General features: G+C 66.9%; 12 protein-coding genes. 2 read left to right on the top strand and 10 right to left on the bottom strand.

The features are described from left to right. Position 1: 1 nt before the first annotated feature. The 6 genes from ACUDCK_RS17775 to clpS form a co-directional block, all read right to left on the bottom strand. Positions 2-1666 carry a PqiB family protein gene (locus ACUDCK_RS17775; RefSeq protein WP_054502082.1) on the bottom strand — a complete coding sequence of 555 codons (1665 nt, stop codon included), beginning with the start codon at positions 1664-1666 and terminating at the stop codon, positions 2-4. A gap of 66 nt (positions 1667-1732) precedes the next feature. After that, positions 1733-3052, bottom strand: a complete 1320-nt coding sequence (locus ACUDCK_RS17780; protein ID WP_175166727.1) for a paraquat-inducible protein A — start codon at positions 3050-3052, stop codon at positions 1733-1735. Between the two features lie 4 nt (positions 3053-3056). Next, a complete protein-coding gene (clpA, locus tag ACUDCK_RS17785) occupies positions 3057-5366 on the bottom strand; it encodes an ATP-dependent Clp protease ATP-binding subunit ClpA (protein WP_024069529.1) in 2310 nt (769 codons plus the stop codon). Between the two features lie 55 nt (positions 5367-5421). Next, complete coding sequence (pbpC, locus tag ACUDCK_RS17790; RefSeq protein WP_144654872.1) at positions 5422-7644, bottom strand: penicillin-binding protein 1C; 2223 nt, start codon at positions 7642-7644, stop codon at positions 5422-5424. After that, on the bottom strand, positions 7641-12788 hold the full coding sequence (locus tag ACUDCK_RS17795; protein WP_244976847.1) for an alpha-2-macroglobulin family protein: 5148 nt from the start codon (positions 12786-12788) through the stop codon (positions 7641-7643). The genes pbpC and ACUDCK_RS17795 overlap by 4 nt, the downstream gene beginning before the upstream one ends. A gap of 230 nt (positions 12789-13018) precedes the next feature. Beyond that, positions 13019-13333, bottom strand: coding sequence for an ATP-dependent Clp protease adapter ClpS (gene clpS / locus ACUDCK_RS17800; RefSeq protein ID WP_025135841.1), 315 nt, complete (start codon positions 13331-13333; stop codon positions 13019-13021). Positions 13334-13559: 226 nt separating this feature from the next. Between clpS and ACUDCK_RS17805 the strand changes: the two genes are divergently transcribed. Further along, a complete protein-coding gene (locus ACUDCK_RS17805; protein ID WP_006220277.1) occupies positions 13560-13805 on the top strand; it encodes a cold-shock protein in 246 nt (81 codons plus the stop codon). A gap of 101 nt (positions 13806-13906) precedes the next feature. Next, complete coding sequence (locus tag ACUDCK_RS17810; protein ID WP_231132925.1) at positions 13907-14425, top strand: DUF192 domain-containing protein; 519 nt, start codon at positions 13907-13909, stop codon at positions 14423-14425. Between the two features lie 115 nt (positions 14426-14540). Here the strand turns inward: ACUDCK_RS17810 and pcaF are convergent, their stop codons facing one another. The 4 genes from pcaF to sodB all read right to left on the bottom strand — a co-directional run bounded on the left by pcaF (position 14541) and on the right by sodB (position 19979). Then, on the bottom strand, positions 14541-15746 hold the full coding sequence (gene pcaF, locus ACUDCK_RS17815; protein WP_054502079.1) for a 3-oxoadipyl-CoA thiolase: 1206 nt from the start codon (positions 15744-15746) through the stop codon (positions 14541-14543). Positions 15747-15890: 144 nt separating this feature from the next. Continuing rightward, positions 15891-17297: a chloride channel protein gene (locus ACUDCK_RS17820; RefSeq protein WP_054502078.1), complete on the bottom strand. Its 1407-nt coding sequence runs from the start codon at positions 17295-17297 to the stop codon at positions 15891-15893. An 88-nt stretch (positions 17298-17385) separates the two neighbouring features. Continuing rightward, on the bottom strand, positions 17386-19113 hold the full coding sequence (locus ACUDCK_RS17825; RefSeq protein WP_175166724.1) for a methyl-accepting chemotaxis protein: 1728 nt from the start codon (positions 19111-19113) through the stop codon (positions 17386-17388). A 287-nt stretch (positions 19114-19400) separates the two neighbouring features. Next, positions 19401-19979 carry a superoxide dismutase [Fe] gene (gene sodB, locus ACUDCK_RS17830; protein WP_049073101.1) on the bottom strand — a complete coding sequence of 193 codons (579 nt, stop codon included), beginning with the start codon at positions 19977-19979 and terminating at the stop codon, positions 19401-19403. Between the last annotated feature and the right edge of the window lie 51 nt (positions 19980-20030).

Raw genomic sequence — 20030 nt, forward strand, 5'->3', positions numbered from 1 at the left:
TTCAGTTCCTGACGGGGCCGGCGCCCGGAATCGGGTCCTGGCCGCGGCCGCGCAACAGCGCTTCGGGGTTGGACTGCAGGAAGTCCGCCAACGCGCGCAGCGAGCGGGCGGCGCGGCTCAGTTCCTGCATGGCCTTCTCGGCATTGACCGGCAACGACGAATCCGACGCCACCAGGGCGTTGAGGCTGGCCATGGACTCGCGCGCCTGCTTGAGCACGCCTTGCGCCTCGGGCGCCACCTGCTTGTCCAGGCGGTTCATCAGCTTGGACGTGCTGGCCAGCGTGGTGCGCAGGTCCTCGCCGATCTTGTCGAACGGAATCTTGTCGATCTTGGCGACGATATTGCTGACCTGCTGCTGCAACTGATCGAGCTGGCCCGGCACGGTCGGGATCATCGCCGGCGTGGTCATCTTGAATTCCACCGGCTTGACGTTGGGGAACTCGTCCAGCACCACGTACAACTGGCCGGTCAACAGGTTGGCGGTGCGCAACTGGGCGCGCAGGCCGTGCTTGACCATGATGCCCAGCAGGCGCCCGCCGGCCTCGTCGCCGTCCTTGATGGCGTGCTCGCGCACTTCGTCGTACACGCGGCCCAGGCGTTCCGGATACAGCGTCGCATCCACCAGCGCGAAGAAGCGCTTGCTGACGGGATCGAAGTCCATGTTGATCTGCGTGACGTTGCCCAGCGTGATGCCCGAGAAGTCGATCGCCGCGCCCACCGCCAGGCCGCGGATCGACTGATCGAAGCGCATGCGGATCGGGAAGGCTTCGCCGTCGGGGTTGGCCTTGGCGGCCGCCTCGGTGGCGTATAGCTCGAAGTGCGAATCGGCCGCCGCCGGGGTGTTGGCGTCACGCGCGCTGTAGACCGGCTCGAACGCCACGCCGCCCACGGCCATCGACACCAGCGACTGGGTCCGCACCTTCAGGCCCTCGGCGTTGACGCTGAAATCCACGCCGCTGGCGTTCCAGAAGCGGGTGCCGTTGGTCACGAACTTGTCGTTGGGCGCGTCGACGAATACCTCGACGTTGACGGCATTGCCGGTCTTGTCCAGTGCGTAACCGATCACGCGGCCGACGTTGATGCGGCGGAAATACACCGGCGACCCGATATCCAGCGACCCCAGGTCCGCGGCCTTCAGCTTGAAGCGCTTGCCGGCGCGGTCGTGCGTCACGGCCGGCGGCGTCTCCAGGCCGACGAAATGCAGTTTGGTCGCCTTCTTGGACGAGTCCTTGCCCTCGACCGCGTCCACGCCGATGTAGGCGCCGGACAATAAGGTGCCCAGGCCGGACACGCCGCTGACGTCCAGGCGCGGGCGCACCACCCAGAAGTTGGTGCCCTCGCGCGCCAGGTCGGCGACTTCCCTGGACAGCTCGGCCTGCACCACCACCTTGCTGCGATCGGCGTTGAAACCGATCGACTTGACGGTGCCGACGTTCACGTCCTTGTAGCGCAACTGGGTCTTGCCGACTTCCAGCCCCTCGGCCGTATTGAACTCGATCGACAGATCAGGGCCGGCCTGCATCCAGGTCCGCACCACCAGCGACAGGCCCATCAACGCCGCAACGACCGGCACGAGCCAGATCCATGAAATCCGGCTCTTGCGCTTGCGCGAGATCGTGGGCGACGCATACTTCTCTTCACCAGATCCAGGTGCTTGGTCGGACATTGGTATTTCCTTTTCTTCTTTGAACGGCGCGCGGGGAGGTTTCCGTCCACCGCGATCATGCCGGCATCAGCCCGCTTGCGCGCCGGCTGCGGACGCCGCGCGCCCGCCACCGGCCGGCGCGGCATCGTCCAACTCACTCACATCCTCGAGGTCCCAACTGCGGCGCAGGTCGAAACTCATGGCGGCCAGCATGGTCAGGATGACGACCACGCCGAACGCAGCGGCCCCCGCGCCGGCACTGATTTCCATCAGGCCCTGGAAATCGGCCAGGGCTGCCAGCAGGATCACGACAAAGACATCCAGCATCGACCATTGGCCGATGAACTCGACCATCTGGTACAGGCGAGTGCGCGGACGCAGGTTGGTGGTGCTGCGCCATTGCTCGGTCAGCAGCAGCAGGATCAGCGCCAGCAACTTGGTCAAGGGCACCGCCACACTGGCGATGAAGACGATCAGCGCGATGTCCCAGGAGCCCATGTTCCACAGTTCCACGACGCCGCCCAGGATGGTGTGGGCGCTGTCGCCCAGCACCGAACTGACCTTCATCACCGGCAAGACATTGGCGGGAATATAGAACACCATCGCAGCCAGCAACAGCGCCCAGGTGCGGGCCAGGTGGTCGGGCTTGCGGTAGTGCACCACCGCGTGACAGCGCACGCAGTGGTGCTCCGCTTCGGGGTCGTCGGCGCGCGGCACCGCCTGAACCTGGCCACACACATGACAGCCCGTCAGCACCGCGTCGGGCCCTGCCTCGGGCACATGCACGGGCACCACGCCGCCGGATTCGGCGTAGCGCCACAACACATGCGGGGTCAGCCGGCCCAGCATGGTCAGGAAAATGGTCAGGACGCCAAAGGCGAACAGGCCGACGCCGGGCGCCACCGCGGCCATGCCCGCCAGCTTCACCACGGCGACCAGCACCCCCAGCAGGAAAACCGGCACCATGCACCACGGCCGCAACAGGCCCAGCAGGCGCATCGCGCCGCGAAATTCCGCCGGCTCGACGCCGCGCGACAGGGGCCCCAGCACCCACAGCAGCACGATCAACTGGAACAGCGGCAGCACGAAACCCGCCAGCCCGGTCATGACCGCCACCACGTAATGTCCCTGGCGCCAGGTGATGTCGATGGCATCCAGCAGCGAAGCCTGCTGCACCATGCCCTGCACCGACATCGACGCGACCGGATAGGCGTTGGCCACGCCGAAGACGATCAGCGCGGCGATCGCGAGCGCCAGCCAATTGGACAAAGTAAGCCCGCTGTAGCGCCATAGAATGGTGCCACAGCGGGCGCAATTGGCGGTCTCGCCAGGTTCGAGCGGATGTCGGCGATAGATGCTTGCGCAGTGCTCGCACTCGATCAGCGGCTGGCTCTCCGCGCTACTCATGGGCCTATTCGACGAGCTCGACTTCCTGCTTGTCGGGCGCGGCCGACGGCGGCTTGCCGTGGTCGTCGAAGTCCAGCGTGACCTTGCCGGCCTCGTCCAGGTCCACGGTGACGGTGCCGCCATCGACGAGCTTGCCGAACAGCAGCTCGTCGGCCAGCGCGCGCCGGATGGTGTCCTGGATCAGGCGCTGCATCGGCCGCGCGCCCATCAGCGGGTCGAAGCCTTCCTTGGCCAGGTGCTCGCGCAGGGCCGTGGTGAACACGGCTTCGACGCGGCGCTCGTGCAGTTGGTCTTCGAGCTGCATCAGGAACTTGTCGACCACGCGCAGGATGATCTCGCGGTCCAGTGGCGCGAACGGGATGATCGCATCCAGCCGGTTGCGGAACTCGGGCGTGAACATGCGGCGGATTTCCGCCATTTCGTCGCCCACCACGCGCGAATTGGCGAAGCCGATGGACGGACGGTTCAAGGTCTCGGCGCCCGCGTTGGTCGTCATGATGAGGATGACGTTGCGGAAGTCCGCCTTGCGGCCGTTGTTGTCCGTCAGCGTGCCATGGTCCATGACCTGCAGCAGGATGTTGAAGACGTCCGGATGGGCCTTTTCGATTTCATCGAGCAGCAGCACGCAATGCGGCTGCTTGGTGATGGCCTCGGTCAAGAGACCGCCCTGGTCGAAACCGACGTATCCCGGCGGCGCGCCGATCAGGCGCGAGACGGCGTGGCGTTCCATGTACTCGGACATGTCGAAGCGCAGCAGCTCCACGCCCAGCGTGAACGCCAACTGGCGCGCGACTTCGGTCTTGCCGACGCCGGTGGGGCCGGAGAACAGGAAGGCGCCGATCGGCTTTTCCGGCTTGCCCAGGCCCGAGCGCGCCATCTTGATGGCGGCCGACAACGCCTCGATGGCGTTGTCCTGGCCGAACACCACGGTCTTGAGGTCGCGGTCGAGCGTGGCGAGCTTGCTGCGGTCGTCGTTGGAGACGGACTGCGGCGGAATGCGCGCGATCTTGGAAACGATGTTCTCGATGTCGACCTTGCCGATCACCTTCTTCTGGCGCGAACGCGGCAGCAGACGCTGGGCGGCGCCGGCCTCGTCGATCACGTCGATGGCCTTGTCCGGCAGATGGCGGTCGTTGATGAAACGCGCCGACAGCTCGGCGGCGGCCGACAGCGCCGCGGCCGAGTAGCGCACGTTGTGGTGTTCCTCGAAGCGGCTCTTCAGGCCGCGCAGGATCTGCACGGTCTGCTCGACGCTGGGCTCGGCCACGTCGATCTTCTGGAAGCGGCGCGACAGCGCGTGGTCTTTCTCGAAGACGCCGCGGTATTCCGTATACGTGGTGGCGCCGATGCACTTGAGCTGACCCGAGGACAGGGCCGGCTTGAGCAGGTTGGACGCGTCCAGCGTGCCGCCCGACGCCGACCCGGCGCCGATCAGCGTGTGGATTTCGTCGATGAACAGGATCGCGTCGGGATTGCCGCGGATCTGCTTGAGCACGCCCTTCAGGCGTTGCTCGAAATCGCCGCGGTACTTGGTGCCCGCCAGCAGCGCGCCCATGTCCAGCGCGAACACTTGGGCCGCCTGCAGGATCTCGGGGACCTCGCCGCGCGTGATGCGCCAGGCCAGGCCCTCGGCGATCGCGGTCTTGCCCACGCCTGCCTCGCCGACCAGCAGCGGGTTGTTCTTGCGGCGGCGGCACAACACCTGGATCACGCGTTCGACTTCGTGCTCGCGACCGATCAGCGGATCGATGCGGCCGGCCAACGCCGCGGCGTTCAGGTCGGTCGCATACTGGTCCAGCGGCGACTGGCGCGATTCGCCCTGTTCTTCACCATTGGTTTGCTGCTCTTTCTGCACGGCGGCGGACTCCACCTGTGGCTGTTTGGTAATGCCATGCGACAGGAAATTCACCACGTCCAGCCGCGTGACGCCCTGCTGTTGCAGGTAGTACACGGCGTGCGAATCCTTTTCGCCGAAAATGGCCACGAGCACGTTCGCGCCGGTGACCGGCTTCTTGCCGGTGCCGCCCGCGGACACGTGCATGATCGCGCGCTGGATGACGCGCTGAAAACCCAGCGTGGGCTGGGTGTCGACTTCCGCGCCGCTGGGGATCACCGGCGTGTTTTCCGAAACGAACTGACGCAGGTTGCGGCGCAGGTCATCCAGGTTGGCGGCGCAGGCGCGCAACACTTCAACGGCCGAAGCGTTATCGAGCAGCGCGAGCAACAGGTGCTCGACGGTAATAAATTCGTGCCGGGCCGAACGGGCCTCGACAAAAGCCATATGCAGGCTGACTTCAAGCTCTTGGGAAATCACGCTTCCTCCGTAACGCATCGAAGCGGGCAAATACACGATTCATATTCTATGCCGATCAGGGCGTAACGCCAGCGATTTCAAAAACCACGCTGTCATGACGGCCTTGCGCGTCCATGACGGTAAGCGTATACCGTCCGTCCCGCGTCAGCACCAGATTAAACGGACGACCCGACGCGGCATGACCCACCACGCGACCATCGAGCATCCACCAAACTTCGCCTTCGGCGCCCTGCACATCCACATCCACCGCCACCTGCGCACTGCCAGGCACCGGCCGCAACACCGATCCGGTGGCCACGCCCCCCAGGCGCAACGGCCCCTGCGTGGCATCGGCATAGCCGGCGAACGACGGCGGCACCGTGTCGTTCAAGGCCCACGCCGCGCGCTGCTCGGGGCATTCCCCCGACGGCACGCTGCCGAGCCGGTAACCCAGCGGCCAACACGTCACGACCGCCTGCACCGAGGCAGGCCGCACGCGCACGTGCTGGGCGCCTTCCGGCAACGCCGCCACGATATCCTGCAGTAGCGGCGCCGCCACATTCGCCCCGAAAAAACCGGGATTCGGCGTGCCGTCGGGACGGCCCACCCATACCCCGATCGTCCAACTGTCGGTCACCCCGACGGCCCAGGCGTCCCGGAATCCGAAACTCGTCCCGGTTTTCCAGGCCAGTTGCTTCGCCGGGCTGCCCGATTGGTAAAACGGCCGGTCCGGGTGGCCGCCGCCCTCCAGGATGTCGCGGACAATCCAGGCCGCGCCAGCACTCATCATACGGGACTCGACCCGCGGTTGCTCCGGCCGCAGGCGCGGACGCCCGGAAATGCCGCCACGGGCCAGGGCCCGATAAGCGCCCACCAGTTCTTCCAATGTGGTGCCGCCCCCGCCCAAAATCAAGCTCAGATTGGGCTCGGCGCCGGCCGGCAAACGTAACCAGACCCCGCCCGTCAGCATAACCGAGGCGAAACGGGTGGGCCCGACGCGGTCCAGCAGGTCCACGGCCGGCACGTTGAGCGAGCGTTGCAGCGCCTGCGCCACACTGACCGGCCCCGAGAACGACGCCTGGAAATTGCCCGGCGCGTAGCCGCCGAACGACAACGGCGCGTCGATCAGCAGGCTTTCCGAGTGGATCAGGCCGTCGTCCAGCGCCTGCGCATACAGGAATGGCTTGAGGGTCGAGCCGGGCGAACGCACGCCGCGCACCATATCCACGTGGGCGTATCGGGAATCATCGGAAAAGTCGGCCGAGCCGGCGTAGGCCTTGACTTCAAGCGTGTCGTTGTCCATCACCAGCACCGCCATCGAGACCTTGGGCGGCAGGTTGTCGACCCGATCCAGCAGCATGCGCTCGACCGCGGCCTGCATGTCCGCATCCAAGGTCGAGGTCAGCAGCGGCGGGCGGGCGCCGGGGCGGCGCGAACCGGCTGCGGGACGGCCGGCCTCCTGTAACAGCCGCTGGGCAGCCAACGGCGCCAGCCAGCGGGCGCGCAACGGCGGCGCCACCACCTGCTCGATCTTGGCGTCGGCCACCTCGGCCGGGGTCCAGCGGCCCAGTTCCACCATGCGGTCCAGCACCTTGTCGCGCGCGGTCTGCGCGGCCTGGGGATGGCGGTCCGGCCGCAGCCGCGACGGGGCCTGCGGCAAGGCGGTCAGCATGGCGGCCTCGGCCGGGCTGAGATCGCGCGCCGGCTTGCCCAGCCACAGGCGCGAGCCCATTTCGACGCCTTCGACGATGCCGCCCATGGGCGCGTGGGTCAGGTACAGCGACAGGATCTCGTCCTTGCTGTAGTGCATTTCCAACTGCACCGCGCGCCACGCCTGGCGCAGCTTGGCGCTCATTGAGCGCGACGGCTTGCCGGCCAGTTGCGGGTCGATCAGGCGCGCCACCTGCATCGTCAGGGTCGAACCGCCCGAGACGATGCGGCGGTTGGTGGCCCATTGCCAGCCGGCGCGCGCCAGCGACACCGGATTGACGCCGGGGTGCCAGTAGAACCAGCGGTCCTCGTAGGTCAGCAGCGTATCGAGGTAGTGCGGCGAGACCTGGTCAGGCTTGACCGGGTAGCGCCAGATGCCGTCGCGGCTGGGATAGTTGCGCAGCGGCGTGCCGTCCGCGGCGACCACCACGGCCGCGCCGCCGGAATCGATGGGAGGCAGGGGATAGAGGCGGTCGAACACGAATAACAACGCGGCCAGCGCGAGTAGCACGCTGGCCGCGAAGAGTCCGCGCCGCCGCCAGCGGCGGGCGCGCGAGGCGCCCGCCGGCGGGGTGGCGGCGGTGTTCAAGGACGCTGCTTGGCGCTGCGATCGCGGATTTCGACCGTGCTCCATTGCTCGCCTACGCCACGGATCTCGGGCCGGTACATGTCTTCGGCCACGGTCGACGGCACCGCATAGCGGCCCGGCGTCACGACCCGCACCAGGTAGAACACGTCCACCTTGCCGCGACCCAGCGAGACCGCCGCAACATACCGGTCATCGCGGAACTCGCGGTGCTTGATGTTGGGGTCGGCCATCGCGTCGGCCACGCGGCGCCCGCCAATGCTCCAGTCCTGCATTTCGGGGCTTTGCGACAGGTTCAGGTTCTCGACCTCGAAACCGGCCGGCACGCGATCCACCAGCAGGCCGTCCGGAATGTTCTGGTTGGCGCTGGCCTGGACCCATACCACCAGCATGTCGCCGGTCTGCAGCGTGCCGCCATCCCACGGCTTGCCGTCGGGACGGTACCAGCCGCGCTTGAGCTGAATCACGTCGTTGCGCGGCGCCGGCACCGTGGTCGGGCTGCCCTGGATGTCGTACTCGATGAAGAGCGACTGGCTGCCGGTGTTGAGCAACTGCGTGCCGGCCAGCTCGGCCGCGCTCAGCGACACGGTGCGGTCGGACCTGCCGCCTTCCAGCTCCTTGCGCACGCCATTGACCGTCAGCGCGGCCTGCCACGGCGTCGACTTGTCGCCGCCCGCGGCGCGCGCGGCCAGCAGCAGGGCCATCTGTTCCTGGGTCGACAGGTACGAACGGTTGCCCAGGCGCGCGGCCAGTTGCGTCATCAGGTTCTCGACGCGGTCATGGCGCAGCTCGTACTGGTTGGCCAGCGCATACGCCAGCGCGTAGTCGCGCACGGCGCTGCCGTAATCGCCGAGCCAGTCATCGTAGTAGCTGTTGGCGCGGCGGGTGATGCCGTACTCGCGCGTCATGGCCAGATCGAGCGCGCTCTTCATGCGCCCTTCGTCGCCCATCAGCTTGAACGCGGCGGCCAACTGGATCAGGGGCAGCGGCGAACGCGCGCGGTCCTGGTAGTTGTCGAACAACTGGCGCACCGTCGACAGCGGCGCCTTCTTGTCGCGCGCCAGCGCCAGGGCGGCCGTAGCCAGGCCGGCAAACCGGCGGTGGTCTTCGCGCAGCACGCTCTGGCCGCCGCTGTCCAGGCGACCGGACTCGAAGTCGCGCTTCAGATTGGTCGACCAGGTGCCGAACGAGCCACTGCTCTGCTGCACCTGTTCCAACAGCCACTGGCGCGAACGATCCAGCGAGGCCTCGGGAATGGTGAAGCCCTTGTCGCGCGCGTCCTGCAGGAAGCCCACGGCGTAGGCCGTCAGCCACACGTCGCGCGAGGACGAGCTGCTCCACAGGTTGTAGGAGCCCACGGCGTTGCGCATGCCCGACAGGCGGCCGATGGCGCCCGCGACCTTGGCTTCACGCTCGGCCTGGGTGCGCGGCTTGAGGCCGAACTGCTTGGCCGCTTCCTCGTCGATCAGGACCCACGGCAGCGTCGCGCTGATGGTCTGCTCGGTGCAGCCGTAGGGGTAGTTGAGCAGCCCTTCGACCACGCGGTTGACGTTGATCGGCGGACGGTTCGAGACCGTCATGCTGACCGTGGTCGAGTCGGGGTAGTACGACGCCACCCACGATGCCTGCGGCGTGTTGGACTCGCCCGGGTTCAGGCGCAGGCGGCGCACCTGGCGCTCGGCCGCGTAGGCCGGCTGCACCTGCAGCACCGATTCACGCACGATGTGGATCGGCTTGGCGCCGCCCTGCCCGTCCACGGTCAGGCGCATCAGGCCCAGGCCGTAGGAGCCCGTGGTGGTGGCGGTAAAGCGCAGCGTGGTGCGTTGCTTGTCCTTGAGGGTCACGGTGCGGGTGCCGTCGACGATGCCGACCGGATCCAGCGCTTCCAGCTTGACCGTCACCTTCTGGTCGGCGCCGCTCAGGTTGGTCACGTCCAGCGCGATGGCTGCCTGGTCGCCCGGGGTGATGAAGCGCGGCGTGTTCAGCTCGGCCACGATCGGCGCCGCCACCACCATTTCGGTGTCGGTGCTGCCGTAGTTGTCCGCGGTGAACGCGACGGCCATCAGACGCAGCGTGCCGTTGAAGTCGGGCAGATTCAGCGGGATGTCGGCCTCGCCCTTGTCGTTGAGCTTGACCGGTCCCGAGAACAAATCGACCAGCTTGACCTTCTTGGGCAGGCTCTTGCTGTCGCCGCGCATGGCGGCGTCGCCGCCCCATTTCAGCTTGCCCTTGGTGCCGTCCATCTTCTCGATCAGCTTGCCGTACATGTCCAGCAGTTCGGCCGCGTAGCGATGCTTGCCGAAGAAAAAGTCGAGCGGATCGGGCGTGCGGTACTGGTTGATGTTGAGGATGCCGACGTCGACCGCCGACAGCGTCACCACGGCCTGCTTGCCCTGGGCGCCATCGACCTTCACGCGGACCGTGGTCTTGGTTTCGGGTTCGGTCTTGGCCGCGGCCGTCAGCTTGACGTCGAGCTTGCGGTCGGCGCTGGCGATCGGCAGGAAGGTCAGGCCCAGCGCGCGCGCGGGGGTCACGCGGTCACCCTCGCTGCCGGGACGGAACACCGCCGCGGCCACGTACAGGTCATGGCGCTTCCAGCTCTTGTCGATCGGGATTTCCACTTGCGTGCCAGTCGCCTTCACGGCCACCCAGGTCGACCACAGCATGCGGTCGCCCTCGACGGTGATCAGGGCCTGGCCGTCGTGCGGCGGCGTCAGGGTCAGCTTGACGCTGTCGCCCGGCTTGGCCGGCACGCCTTCCAGCTTCATCTGCACGCGGTCGGGGCGGTTGCCCATGGCGTCGGCGTCCTGGGCGTCCCAGCCCGCATAGAAGCGGTAGCGCAGGGTTTCGCCGGTCTCGGGATCGGCGATTTCCAGGCGGTAACGGCCCCATTTGACGGGCACCGTGAACTGGCTGCGGTCCTTCAGCGCGATCTCGCGCGAATCGAGCAGTTCCTCGGTTTCGGTGTAGCCGCTGTTCCAGCCGCGCTGGTCGTCAAAGCGCCAGTAGTACTGGCGTTCCTCTCGATACAGGCGCATCTGGGCCTGCGCCAGCGGCGCGATCTTGCCCTGGGCGTCCACGCGCAGCACTTCGAACGAGGCCGGCGCGCCTTCGCGCGCGACGTCGCTGTCGAACTGCGGACGCACGGCGATCAGCTTGTCGGCGGGCCAGACGCTGCGCTCGATCGAGCGCACCACCGGGCGGCCGCCCGATTCCAGCAGGCTGGCCGAGACCCGCACCTTCATCGGCGAATGGGTGCCTTCGGTGCGCGGTTCGATTTCCAGTTGCGCGGCGCCGGTCGAATCCAGCGCGGCCTCCGGCAATTCCTCGAAATGGCGGCGCGAATCGTCGTCCACGTCGCCGAAGATGAACCCGGGCCATTGCTGCGGCAGCGCATAGCGGTCGCGCTTGACCTGGAAGCTGGACAGCAGGCGGTTGCCGGCGGCGGGCGCGCCATACAGATAGTCGCCCTGCACGTCGACGGTCAGGGTGTCGTTCGGCGCCAACACATCCTGGTCGGACGTGAGCGCCATCTTCATGCGTTCGGGCAGGAATTCCTCGACCTGGAACTTCCAGGAAGCATCCGGCGCGCGCGACGCGGGGTCGACGCGCAGTTCCAGCATCCAGGCGCCGGTCTGGGCATCGGGCGGCAGGTCGATGGCGCGCTCGACATAACCCTGCAGGTCCTTGGCGGGCTGCCACAGGTTGGTCGAGACCACGCGGCCGTCAGGGCGCTTGAGCGTGGCGGTCAGCGGCGCGGGCGGCATGACGCGGCCGTCGAGGTCGCGCGGCAGCACGGACACATGGAAGGTCTCGCCGGGGCGGTACAGGTTGCGGCCGGCATAGACAAACAGGCTGTTGGGGCGGGAAATATGGCCGCCGGTATCGAATTCGGACAGGTCCAGCGCGGGCTCGGCCAGCGCCAGCACGGTCATTTCCTTGTCACGCGAGGCCCGGATCACGCGGGCGTTGGTGAAGCTGCCGTCAAAGCGCACGTGGCCCTGGCCATCGGCCTGGGCCTTGGCCAGCGTCTTGCCGGCGCCATCCACCAGTTCGAAGAGCGCGCCCGAGATCGCCTGACCGCTCTTGAGCGACACCGAGTAGGCCTCGATGCGGTCGCTGTAGCGGCGCGCGTGCAGGCCGATGTCGCTGACATAGAAGTAGGTGACCTGGTATTCGTAGCGGAAACGGCCGGGCTGGCTCATCACCGCGACGTAGATGCCGGGTTCCTGCAGTTCCTTGATGCCTTCGACCGGCAGGAAGGTGACGTGGCGGCGGTTCGGCTTGTCGTCCGTCAGGAAGCGGCCCTGGTAGACACTGGTCGTCAGGGTGTTCAGGCGGTCCAGGTCCCAGTTGCTGACCGAACCCTTCAGGCTGCGGTTGCCCGAGTAGCGCCAGCCGTCTTCGTCGTCGTAGCCGCCGGATTCATCATCGTCCGACGCGGAGGTGTTGCGGCCGATGCCCAGCACCGACTCGAACAGTTCCGGCACGCGCTCGGGCGCGACACGCAGGAATTGCACGTCGACCTCGGGCATGTTGACCGTCGCCACCGGCAGGCCGCCGTTCTGGCCGGCCGGCAGCACCACGCCGCGGCTGGCGAAATAGAACGAAGGCGGCATGGCATCGGTCACCACGTCGCAATGCGAGGCGCCGGCCAGGGCGACCTTGTCGCCAGCGCCCGGCAGGCCCGCGCGCACCGCGACGGAATACGTGCGTTGCGGCTGGACGAAGGGGAAATACACCATGCGCGGATTGGAGCCGACCACCCAGTTGCCCTGGACGATCTTGCCCTTGGGCGCGGCGTCGCCAGGCTGGACGGAGCTCGGCTGCTGGCCGTTGGCGCTGCGCTCGGTGTCCTGGTCGGGTTTGCCCGAGGCGGCGCCGGTGTCGGTGACCTGCAGGAACTTGGTCAGATCGGCCTTGGCTTCGACCGGCTGTGTGAAAGTGACCGCCAGCGCCAGCGAGTCGTTGTACTGGCGCGGCTGGCAATTGAGGACCGCGAACGCGTCAGCGGTGCCGACCGTGGCCGTGGCCGGCAAGGCCTCCGGCTTGGCGGCGCCACCCGTCGCGGCGGGCGCGGTCGTGGCTGCCGCCGGCGTAACCGTCTGCGGCGTCGCCGGCGCGGACGGTTGGCCGCCCTTGCCCATCCACCAACCCACGCCTATGGCGCCGGCCACCACGATCGCGCCGGCTACCGCCAGCCAGGTCTTGCTGTTCTTTCCACTCACGGCAAACCTCCCCGCCTACTCGAATGCGATGCTCCTTTGCGGCGGAGCTGCCGACCTGATAGTGCCGCGCGCTTCTCGGTGCGCGGTTCCTGCTTTGCAACCCTGTACAGCAGAACGCCGCCTGTGGTGGCGGCGCTGTTCTTGCGAGTTCAGACCGGTTCCATCACGCACTGCAATGGATGCTGGCGCGCCCGCGCATACTGGGCCACCTGGGCAATCCGGGTGGCGGCCAGGTCGCGCGGGTAGACGCCGCAAACCCCACGGCCTTCGTGATGCACCTGAAGCATGATGCGCGTGGCTTCTTCGTGGTTCTTGTTGAAGAACTTCTGCAGCACCTTCACGACAAACTCCATCGGGGTGTAGTCGTCATTCAACAACAGCACCTGGTACATCGGAGGCGGCGCGACGCGCGCCGGCGCCTTCTCGACGGCCAAATCATGCTGGGTATCCAAGGTAGAACTCATAGGGCGGCTATTCTATTTAATCAGGGGACGGCTTGCATGTAACTTACGCAAAATTACACGTAGAAATGCGTAGTTTCCATACTTGACTCCGCAAAGAAAAGCGGCGCATTATCCACGCATTCTGGGGTTTTCAATTCACCGAAAACCTGCCAGGAGGCCGGAGGGGGGACAGGGGTCTAGGCCGCGATGCCCTTCTGTCAACATACGATTCAATGAGGCAGTCCGCATGTCTGATACGACCGCAACCGCCGTCCAAGGGGACAATCCCAAATCGACGGGTACCGTCAAATGGTTCAACGATGCAAAGGGTTTCGGCTTCATTACGCCCGACGACGGCGGTGAAGATCTGTTCGCCCACTTCTCGTCCATCCAGATGAATGGTTTTAAAACCCTGAAAGAAGGCCAGAAAGTGGCTTTCGAGATTATCCAGGGGCCCAAAGGCAAACAGGCGCTCAATATCACCGCTGCCTGAGTTACTCTTTACAGCGCAACGGTAAGGTTGCGCCATTATCAGGCGGGGCTTTCGGGCCCCGCCTTGTTATTTTCTTATTACCGCGATTACCGCGTTTGGTCATGCTGAAGAATGCTGCTTTGTTTCATGTTGGTGGTGCGTTGCTCAAAACAGCGTTCATTAAATCGGCAGCGCGCGCGGCGGTAGCCGCGCTGCTCGGCGCCGCCACCCTGGCGTTGCCCCTGGCGGCCGGGGCCCAGACGGCGACCGGCCCGCAACCGACGCTGCCGATCGCGCAACTGGCCGCCGGCATCCATATTATCCGCGCAGAAGTCGCCAACACGGAAGCCAGCCGCCGCGACGGCCTCATGTTCCGCAAGGAACTGGCCGGCAATGACGGCATGCTCTTCGTCTTCGAGCAGCCCGACGTGCAGTGCTTCTGGATGCGCAACACCCTGCTGCCGCTGTCGATCGCTTTTATCGCCGACGACGGCACGATCGTCAACATCGAAGACATGGCGCCCCAGACCGACGACACCCACTGCTCCAAGAAACCGGTGCGCTACGCACTCGAAATGGCGCAGGGTTGGTACGAAAGCCACGGCATGAAGGCCGGCAGGAAGATCGACGGACTGCCCTGAGCCAGCCGCGGTCCCGCGCACGCAACAAGGGAGCCCATGGGCTCCCTTTTCGTTTGGCCGTGCCGCCACCGCGCGGCGGCGGGCCCGGCCCCGGTCGCCCGGGGCCGTAGCGGAATCAGACACGCTCGATGATCAAGGCGATGCCCTGGCCCACGCCGATGCACATGGTGCACAGCGCATAGCGGCCGCCGGTGCGGTGCAACTGATTGATCGCGGTGGTGGCAAGACGCGCGCCGCTGGCGCCCAGCGGGTGGCCCAGGGCAATGGCGCCGCCGTTGGGGTTGACGCGCGGGTCGTTGTCGGCGATGCCAAGCTGGCGCAACACGGCCAGGCCCTGGGCGGCAAAGGCTTCATTCAGCTCGATCACATCCATCTGGTCCAGCGTCAGGCCGGTCTGGGCCAGCACCTTGCGGGTGGCGGGCGCCGGGCCGATGCCCATGATGCGCGGCGCGACACCGGCGGTGGCCATGCCGACCACGCGGGCGCGCGGCGTCAGGCCGTGGCGCGCGGCGCCTTTTTCGTCGGCCAGCAGCAGCGCGGCGGCGCCGTCGTTGACGCCCGAAGCATTGCCGGCGGTCACGGTGCCGCCTTCGCGGACCACACCCTTGAGCTTGGCCAGCGCCTCGAGGCTGGTCTCGCGCGGATGCTCGTCCTTGGACACGACGATAGGATCGCCCTTCTTCTGCGCGATCGAGACCGGCACGATCTCGGCGTCGAAGAACCCTTCCTTCTGGGCGCGGGCGGTCTTCTGCTGGCTGGCCAGCGCGAACAGGTCCTGGTCTTCGCGGTTGATCTTGAAATCGTCGGCGACGTTTTCGGCGGTTTCCGGCATCGAGTCGACGCCGTACTGGGCCTTCATCAACTTGTTGATGAAGCGCCAGCCGATGGTGGTGTCATAGATCGCGGCGTTGCGCGAGAAGGCGCTATCGGCCTTGCCCATGACGAACGGCGCGCGGCTCATGCTTTCGACGCCGCCAGCCAGCATCAGGCCGGCTTCGCCGGCGCGGATGGCGCGCGCGGCGCTGCCGATGGCGTCCAGGCCCGAACCGCACAGACGGTTGACCGTGGCGCCGGGAACTTCGACCGGCAGACCGGCCAGCAACGTGGCCATGCGGGCGACGTTGCGGTTGTCTTCGCCGGCCTGGTTGGCGCAGCCCAGGATGGCATCGTCGATTTCTTCCCAGCGCACGCCAGGATTGCGCGCCACCAGCGCCTTGATGGCTACGGCCGCGAGGTCGTCGGGACGCACCGGGGCCAGTGCGCCGCCGTAGCGGCCGAAGGGGGTGCGAATCGCGTCACAGATATAGGCATGCACGGTCATGAGATGCTCGGATTGAAGTGGAGGAATCGAATGCGCACGATCTTAACGCAGCGGTTTCGCGCCAAGATGGTGCATCCCGAGGATGTCCGCAGAACGGACGGTGTCCAGCTACTGTTCACTCACCGTACACATGCCGGCCTGCCCTCAAGGTGTCGGCGCGCTCGCCCGCGCGGCGCGCCCGGCCTCGAGGATGGCCTGGCGGCGAAAGCGTCCGGCGGCCAGATGGTAGAACGGCTGCGGGCAGAACTGGCGCGACACGCCCGAGGCCAGCAGCGAGCCGACCAGCAGCCAGAACAGCATGGGCTGGCTGCCCGTCATTTCCATGACCACCACGCTGGCCGTCAACGGCGCCTGGGTGGCCGCGGCCAGGAACGCGGCCATCGACACCAGGACCAGCACGCGCTGGTCCACGCCCTCGCCCGCCAATTGCCAGATGTGATGGCCGATGCCGGCGCCGGTGGTCAGGGCGGGCGTGAAGATGCCGCCGGGAATGCCGGCCCAGTACGAAGCCACGGTGGCGGCCAGCTTGGCCAGGCCGAAACCGGCGGGCAAGGCGTTCTGCGTCTCGCCCGACAGCAGGTCGGCGGCCGCGCCGTAGCCGGTGCCGTAGACGCTGCCGGCCGTGGCCAGGCCGATCAGCGCGAGCACCACGCCCATGGCGAAGGCGGTCCAGATGGGATGGACGCGGATCCAGGCCCGCCAGGCCGCGGGCGCCATGCCGGCCGCCCCCTTGCCCAGCAGGCGCGCGAAGAGACCGCCCAGCGCACCGTTGAGCGCGGCGCAGATCAGTACCCACCACAGCATGCCATGCGTAAGGACCGCGCCGCCAAAGGTGCCGAAATAGGGATTGTTGCCCTGCACCGCCACCACCAGAAAACCGGCCGCCAATACGCCGATGAGCACCAGCCGCTGCCAGCGCAGCACGGTGCCGCGACCCAGTTCCTCGATGGCGAAGATGACGCCCGCCAAGGGAGCGTTGAAGGCCGCGGCCAGGCCGCCGGCCGCGCCCGCGGCGATCAGCTCGTTGGCATGGAAGCCGCGCAGTTGCAGCCCGCGACGCTTCCAGAAATCGCCCCATGCCAGCATCACCGCGGCGCCGACCTGCACCGACGGCCCTTCGCGGCCGATCGAGGCGCCGGCCAGCATGCCGAAGAACGCCAGCGGAATCTTCCACAGCGCCTGCGCCAGCGACACGAGGCTGCGCTGTCCCGGGCCGGGCGGCAGCGACAGCGCGCCGATCACCTGGGGAATGCCGCTGCCCGCGGCATTGGGCGCGAACCGCAGCGTGGCCCAACGCAGGATGGCCAGTGCGCACGGCAACACCAGCAGCGCCAGCCAGCCGGCATGCCCGACCCATTCGCGGTTCCATTCCAGCGCGAGGTCGGCCAGGTAGGCAAACCCCAGCGACACCAGGGCAACCAGCGCCGCGCCTCCCAGCAACAGGGCCATCTGCAGGCTCTTGCGCGACAGGCGGTTGGTCTGTCGCAACTTGCGGCGCAGCAGGTGGCGGGAACCGGTGGCGATACGGCGCAGCGGGGTGGGCAGGAACATGGGCGGGGCCGGGCGGCAAGGAGTGGCAAAACCAGAAGTGGCTAAACCATACCATTGCCGCCTGACTGCCAGCCCACAGGCGTGCCATTCAGAACGACGACCAGTCGTCCTCGTCCGCGTCGTGCTTGATGAGGGCCGGGCGCGCCACGACCGGTTGCTGGCGCGCGTCCGCCGCCTGATGCGGCGTGGCCCGGCCGGCCTGGATCAGCCGGGCCCGGGGTTCGGCATTCATCGACACGGGACCGGCATCGATCTTGAAGCGTCGCACCTGCTGCGCCAGGCGGCCAGCCTGATCCTGCATGCTGCCGGCCGCGGCCGCGGCCTGTTCCACCAACGCGGCATTCTGCTGGGTCACGGTGTCCATCTGCGCCACGGCCTGGTTGACCTGGCCGATGCCGGTGGATTGCTCGGCGGAGGCGCTGGCGATCTCGTGGACCAGGATCGCGGCCTGGCGCACGCTGTCGACCACCTCGCGCATGGTGTTACCGGCCTCGTCGGCCTGACGCGTGCCGCCTTCGACGCGATGGACGGATTCGTCGATCAGCGCCTTGATCTCCTTGGCCGCGACCGCGGAGCGTTGCGCCAGGGTGCGGACCTCGCCGGCCACCACCGCGAAGCCACGGCCCTGCTCGCCGGCGCGCGCGGCCTCGACCGCGGCGTTCAGCGCCAGGATGTTGGTCTGGAACGCGATGCCGTCGATCACGCTGGTGATATCGGAGATGCGCCGCGAGCTTTCGGAGATCGCGCTCATGGTCTGCACCACGACGTCGACCACCTCGCCGCCGCGCGCCGCCACGGTCGAGGCCTGGGTGACCAGCTTTTCGGCCTCGCCGGCGTTGCTGGCGTTCTGCTGCACGGTGCTGGTGAGCTGTTCCATCGAGGCCGCGGTCTGCTCCAGCGATGCCGCCTGTTCCTCGGTGCGCTGCGACAGGTCGGCATTGCCCTGCGCGATCTGCGAGGAAGCGGAGGCGATGCTTTCGCAGCCGTCTCGCACATCGCGCACGATGCGCGACAGGTTTTCGTTCATGGCCTTGAGCGCGGCCATCAGGTCCCCCGTCTCGTCGCGCGAGGTGACCTGGATGTCCCCGCTCAGGTCGCCATTGGCGACCCGGCGCGCGGCCTCCACCGCCCGCCCCAGCGGCCGGGTGATGCCGCGCGTCACCAGCCAGCCCAGCAGCAGGCCCAGGGCCACGCCGGCCAGCGACAGGCCGATCATGATGAGGCGGGTGCCGGAGTACAGGTCGGTGACTTCGCGCACCGCGCGGTCGGCCGCCTGCTCCTTGGCCTGGACCAATTCGGTGATCAGCGCCTCGGCCTTGCCGGACGAGGCGGCGGCGCGTTTGGTGATGTTGACGATGGCGGCATCGGTCTGGGCCAGCGGCAGCCCTTCGGCGGCCTCGAAGAACTCGATGGCCTCGCGCTTCCAGAGCTCTTCGGCTTCGACGAATTGCGCCAGCAGGCGCTTGCCGTCCTCGCGGACGAAGCTCTGCGCCGCCTTGGCGCGCAGGCGCTCCAGGTTTGCGACATCGCGGTCGAACTCGGCGCGCAGCGCCTGCCTTTCTTCCTCGGTGGTGGCGCCCAGGAAGCTCTTGCGCGCACGGCCGGCGGCGATCAGGCTGATGTTGGCTTCCTTGATGTCGGACAGCCCCCGGAATTCGACCTCGGCGATCTGGTCGTTCATGTCGTTGATGCGGGAGAGCCCCCACACCCCGAACGCGCCGATGCAGCCCCCCAGCAACGCTACCAGCAGGAACGCGCCCGACAGTCGCACGCCGATGCGCGCGCCGATATGCAACCCCGAAAAAAACCGCAACATGCTTCCCTTCCCGTCAAACGCCACGGTGTTGTGGCGGGCATGCCGCGATCGTTGGCCCCATGGCTCGGCCGCAGACTGCTTTCAACGATAGCGGGACCTTCGCCTCGCTTTATTCGTAAAGAGAGGGAGATTTATTCTCATTTTCTACAAAATGAATTCGACAAAATACAAAATTTGACCCCGTAATCTAGAATTTCGGTCGGCTCCCGGGGCGCGCCGAAAACAAAAAGGCCCCTCGCGATGCGAGGGGCCTTGGCCCTGCGGTGCGCGCCGGGCGCGCAGCGGAATCAGGCGAAATTCTTGGCGGCGAAGTCCCAGTTCACCAGGGCCCAGAAGTTTTCCAGGTACTTGGGACGGGCATTGCGGTAGTCGATGTAGTACGCGTGTTCCCAGACATCACAGGTCAGCAGCGGCTTGTCGGCCGTGGTCAGCGGGGTGGCGGCGTTGCTGGTGTTGACGATGTCGACGGAACCGTCGGCCTTCTTGACCAGCCAGGTCCAGCCCGAACCGAAGTTGCCGGCGGCCGACTTGTTGAAGGCTTCCTTGAAGGCGTCGAAGCTGCCCCACTTGGCATTGATGGCGTCGGCCAGCTTGCCGCTCGGCGCGCCGCCGGCCTTGGGAGCCAGGCTGTTCCAGTAGAAGGTGTGGTTCCAGATCTGCGCGGCGTTGTTGAAGATGCCACCCGAGGACTTCTTGACGATGTCTTCCAGCGACAGGTTCTCGAACTCGGTGCCCGGGATCAGGTTGTTCAGGTTCGTGACGTAGGTCTGGTGGTGCTTGCCGTAGTGGTACTCCAGCGTCTCTTTCGAGATGTGCGGAGCCAGCGCGTCCAGTTCGTAAGGCAGGGGGGGAAGAGTATGTGCCATGTGTCGGTTCCTTCTGTTGAGTGCACGATCAAGCCGTTCAATTGTATCGGC

It is taken from the genome of Achromobacter sp. CF-sbj1-Ac2-l (assembly GCF_052698165.1).

What these genes read in the sequence shown, in the direction of transcription:
- ACUDCK_RS17775 (WP_054502082.1), bottom strand. Translation starts at nt 1,666, where the DNA reads ATGTCCGACCAAGCACCTGGATCTGGTGAAGAGAAGTATGCGTCGCCC.
- ACUDCK_RS17780 (WP_175166727.1), bottom strand. Translation starts at nt 3,052, where the DNA reads ATGAGTAGCGCGGAGAGCCAGCCGCTGATCGAGTGCGAGCACTGCGCA.
- ACUDCK_RS17795 (WP_244976847.1), bottom strand. Translation starts at nt 12,788, where the DNA reads ATGGGCAAGGGCGGCCAACCGTCCGCGCCGGCGACGCCGCAGACGGTT.
- clpS (WP_025135841.1), bottom strand. Translation starts at nt 13,333, where the DNA reads ATGAGTTCTACCTTGGATACCCAGCATGATTTGGCCGTCGAGAAGGCG.
- ACUDCK_RS17805 (WP_006220277.1), top strand. Translation starts at nt 13,560, where the DNA reads ATGTCTGATACGACCGCAACCGCCGTCCAAGGGGACAATCCCAAATCG.
- ACUDCK_RS17810 (WP_231132925.1), top strand. Translation starts at nt 13,907, where the DNA reads ATGCTGAAGAATGCTGCTTTGTTTCATGTTGGTGGTGCGTTGCTCAAA.
- pcaF (WP_054502079.1), bottom strand. Translation starts at nt 15,746, where the DNA reads ATGACCGTGCATGCCTATATCTGTGACGCGATTCGCACCCCCTTCGGC.
- ACUDCK_RS17820 (WP_054502078.1), bottom strand. Translation starts at nt 17,297, where the DNA reads ATGTTCCTGCCCACCCCGCTGCGCCGTATCGCCACCGGTTCCCGCCAC.
- ACUDCK_RS17825 (WP_175166724.1), bottom strand. Translation starts at nt 19,113, where the DNA reads ATGTTGCGGTTTTTTTCGGGGTTGCATATCGGCGCGCGCATCGGCGTG.
- sodB (WP_049073101.1), bottom strand. Translation starts at nt 19,979, where the DNA reads ATGGCACATACTCTTCCCCCCCTGCCTTACGAACTGGACGCGCTGGCT.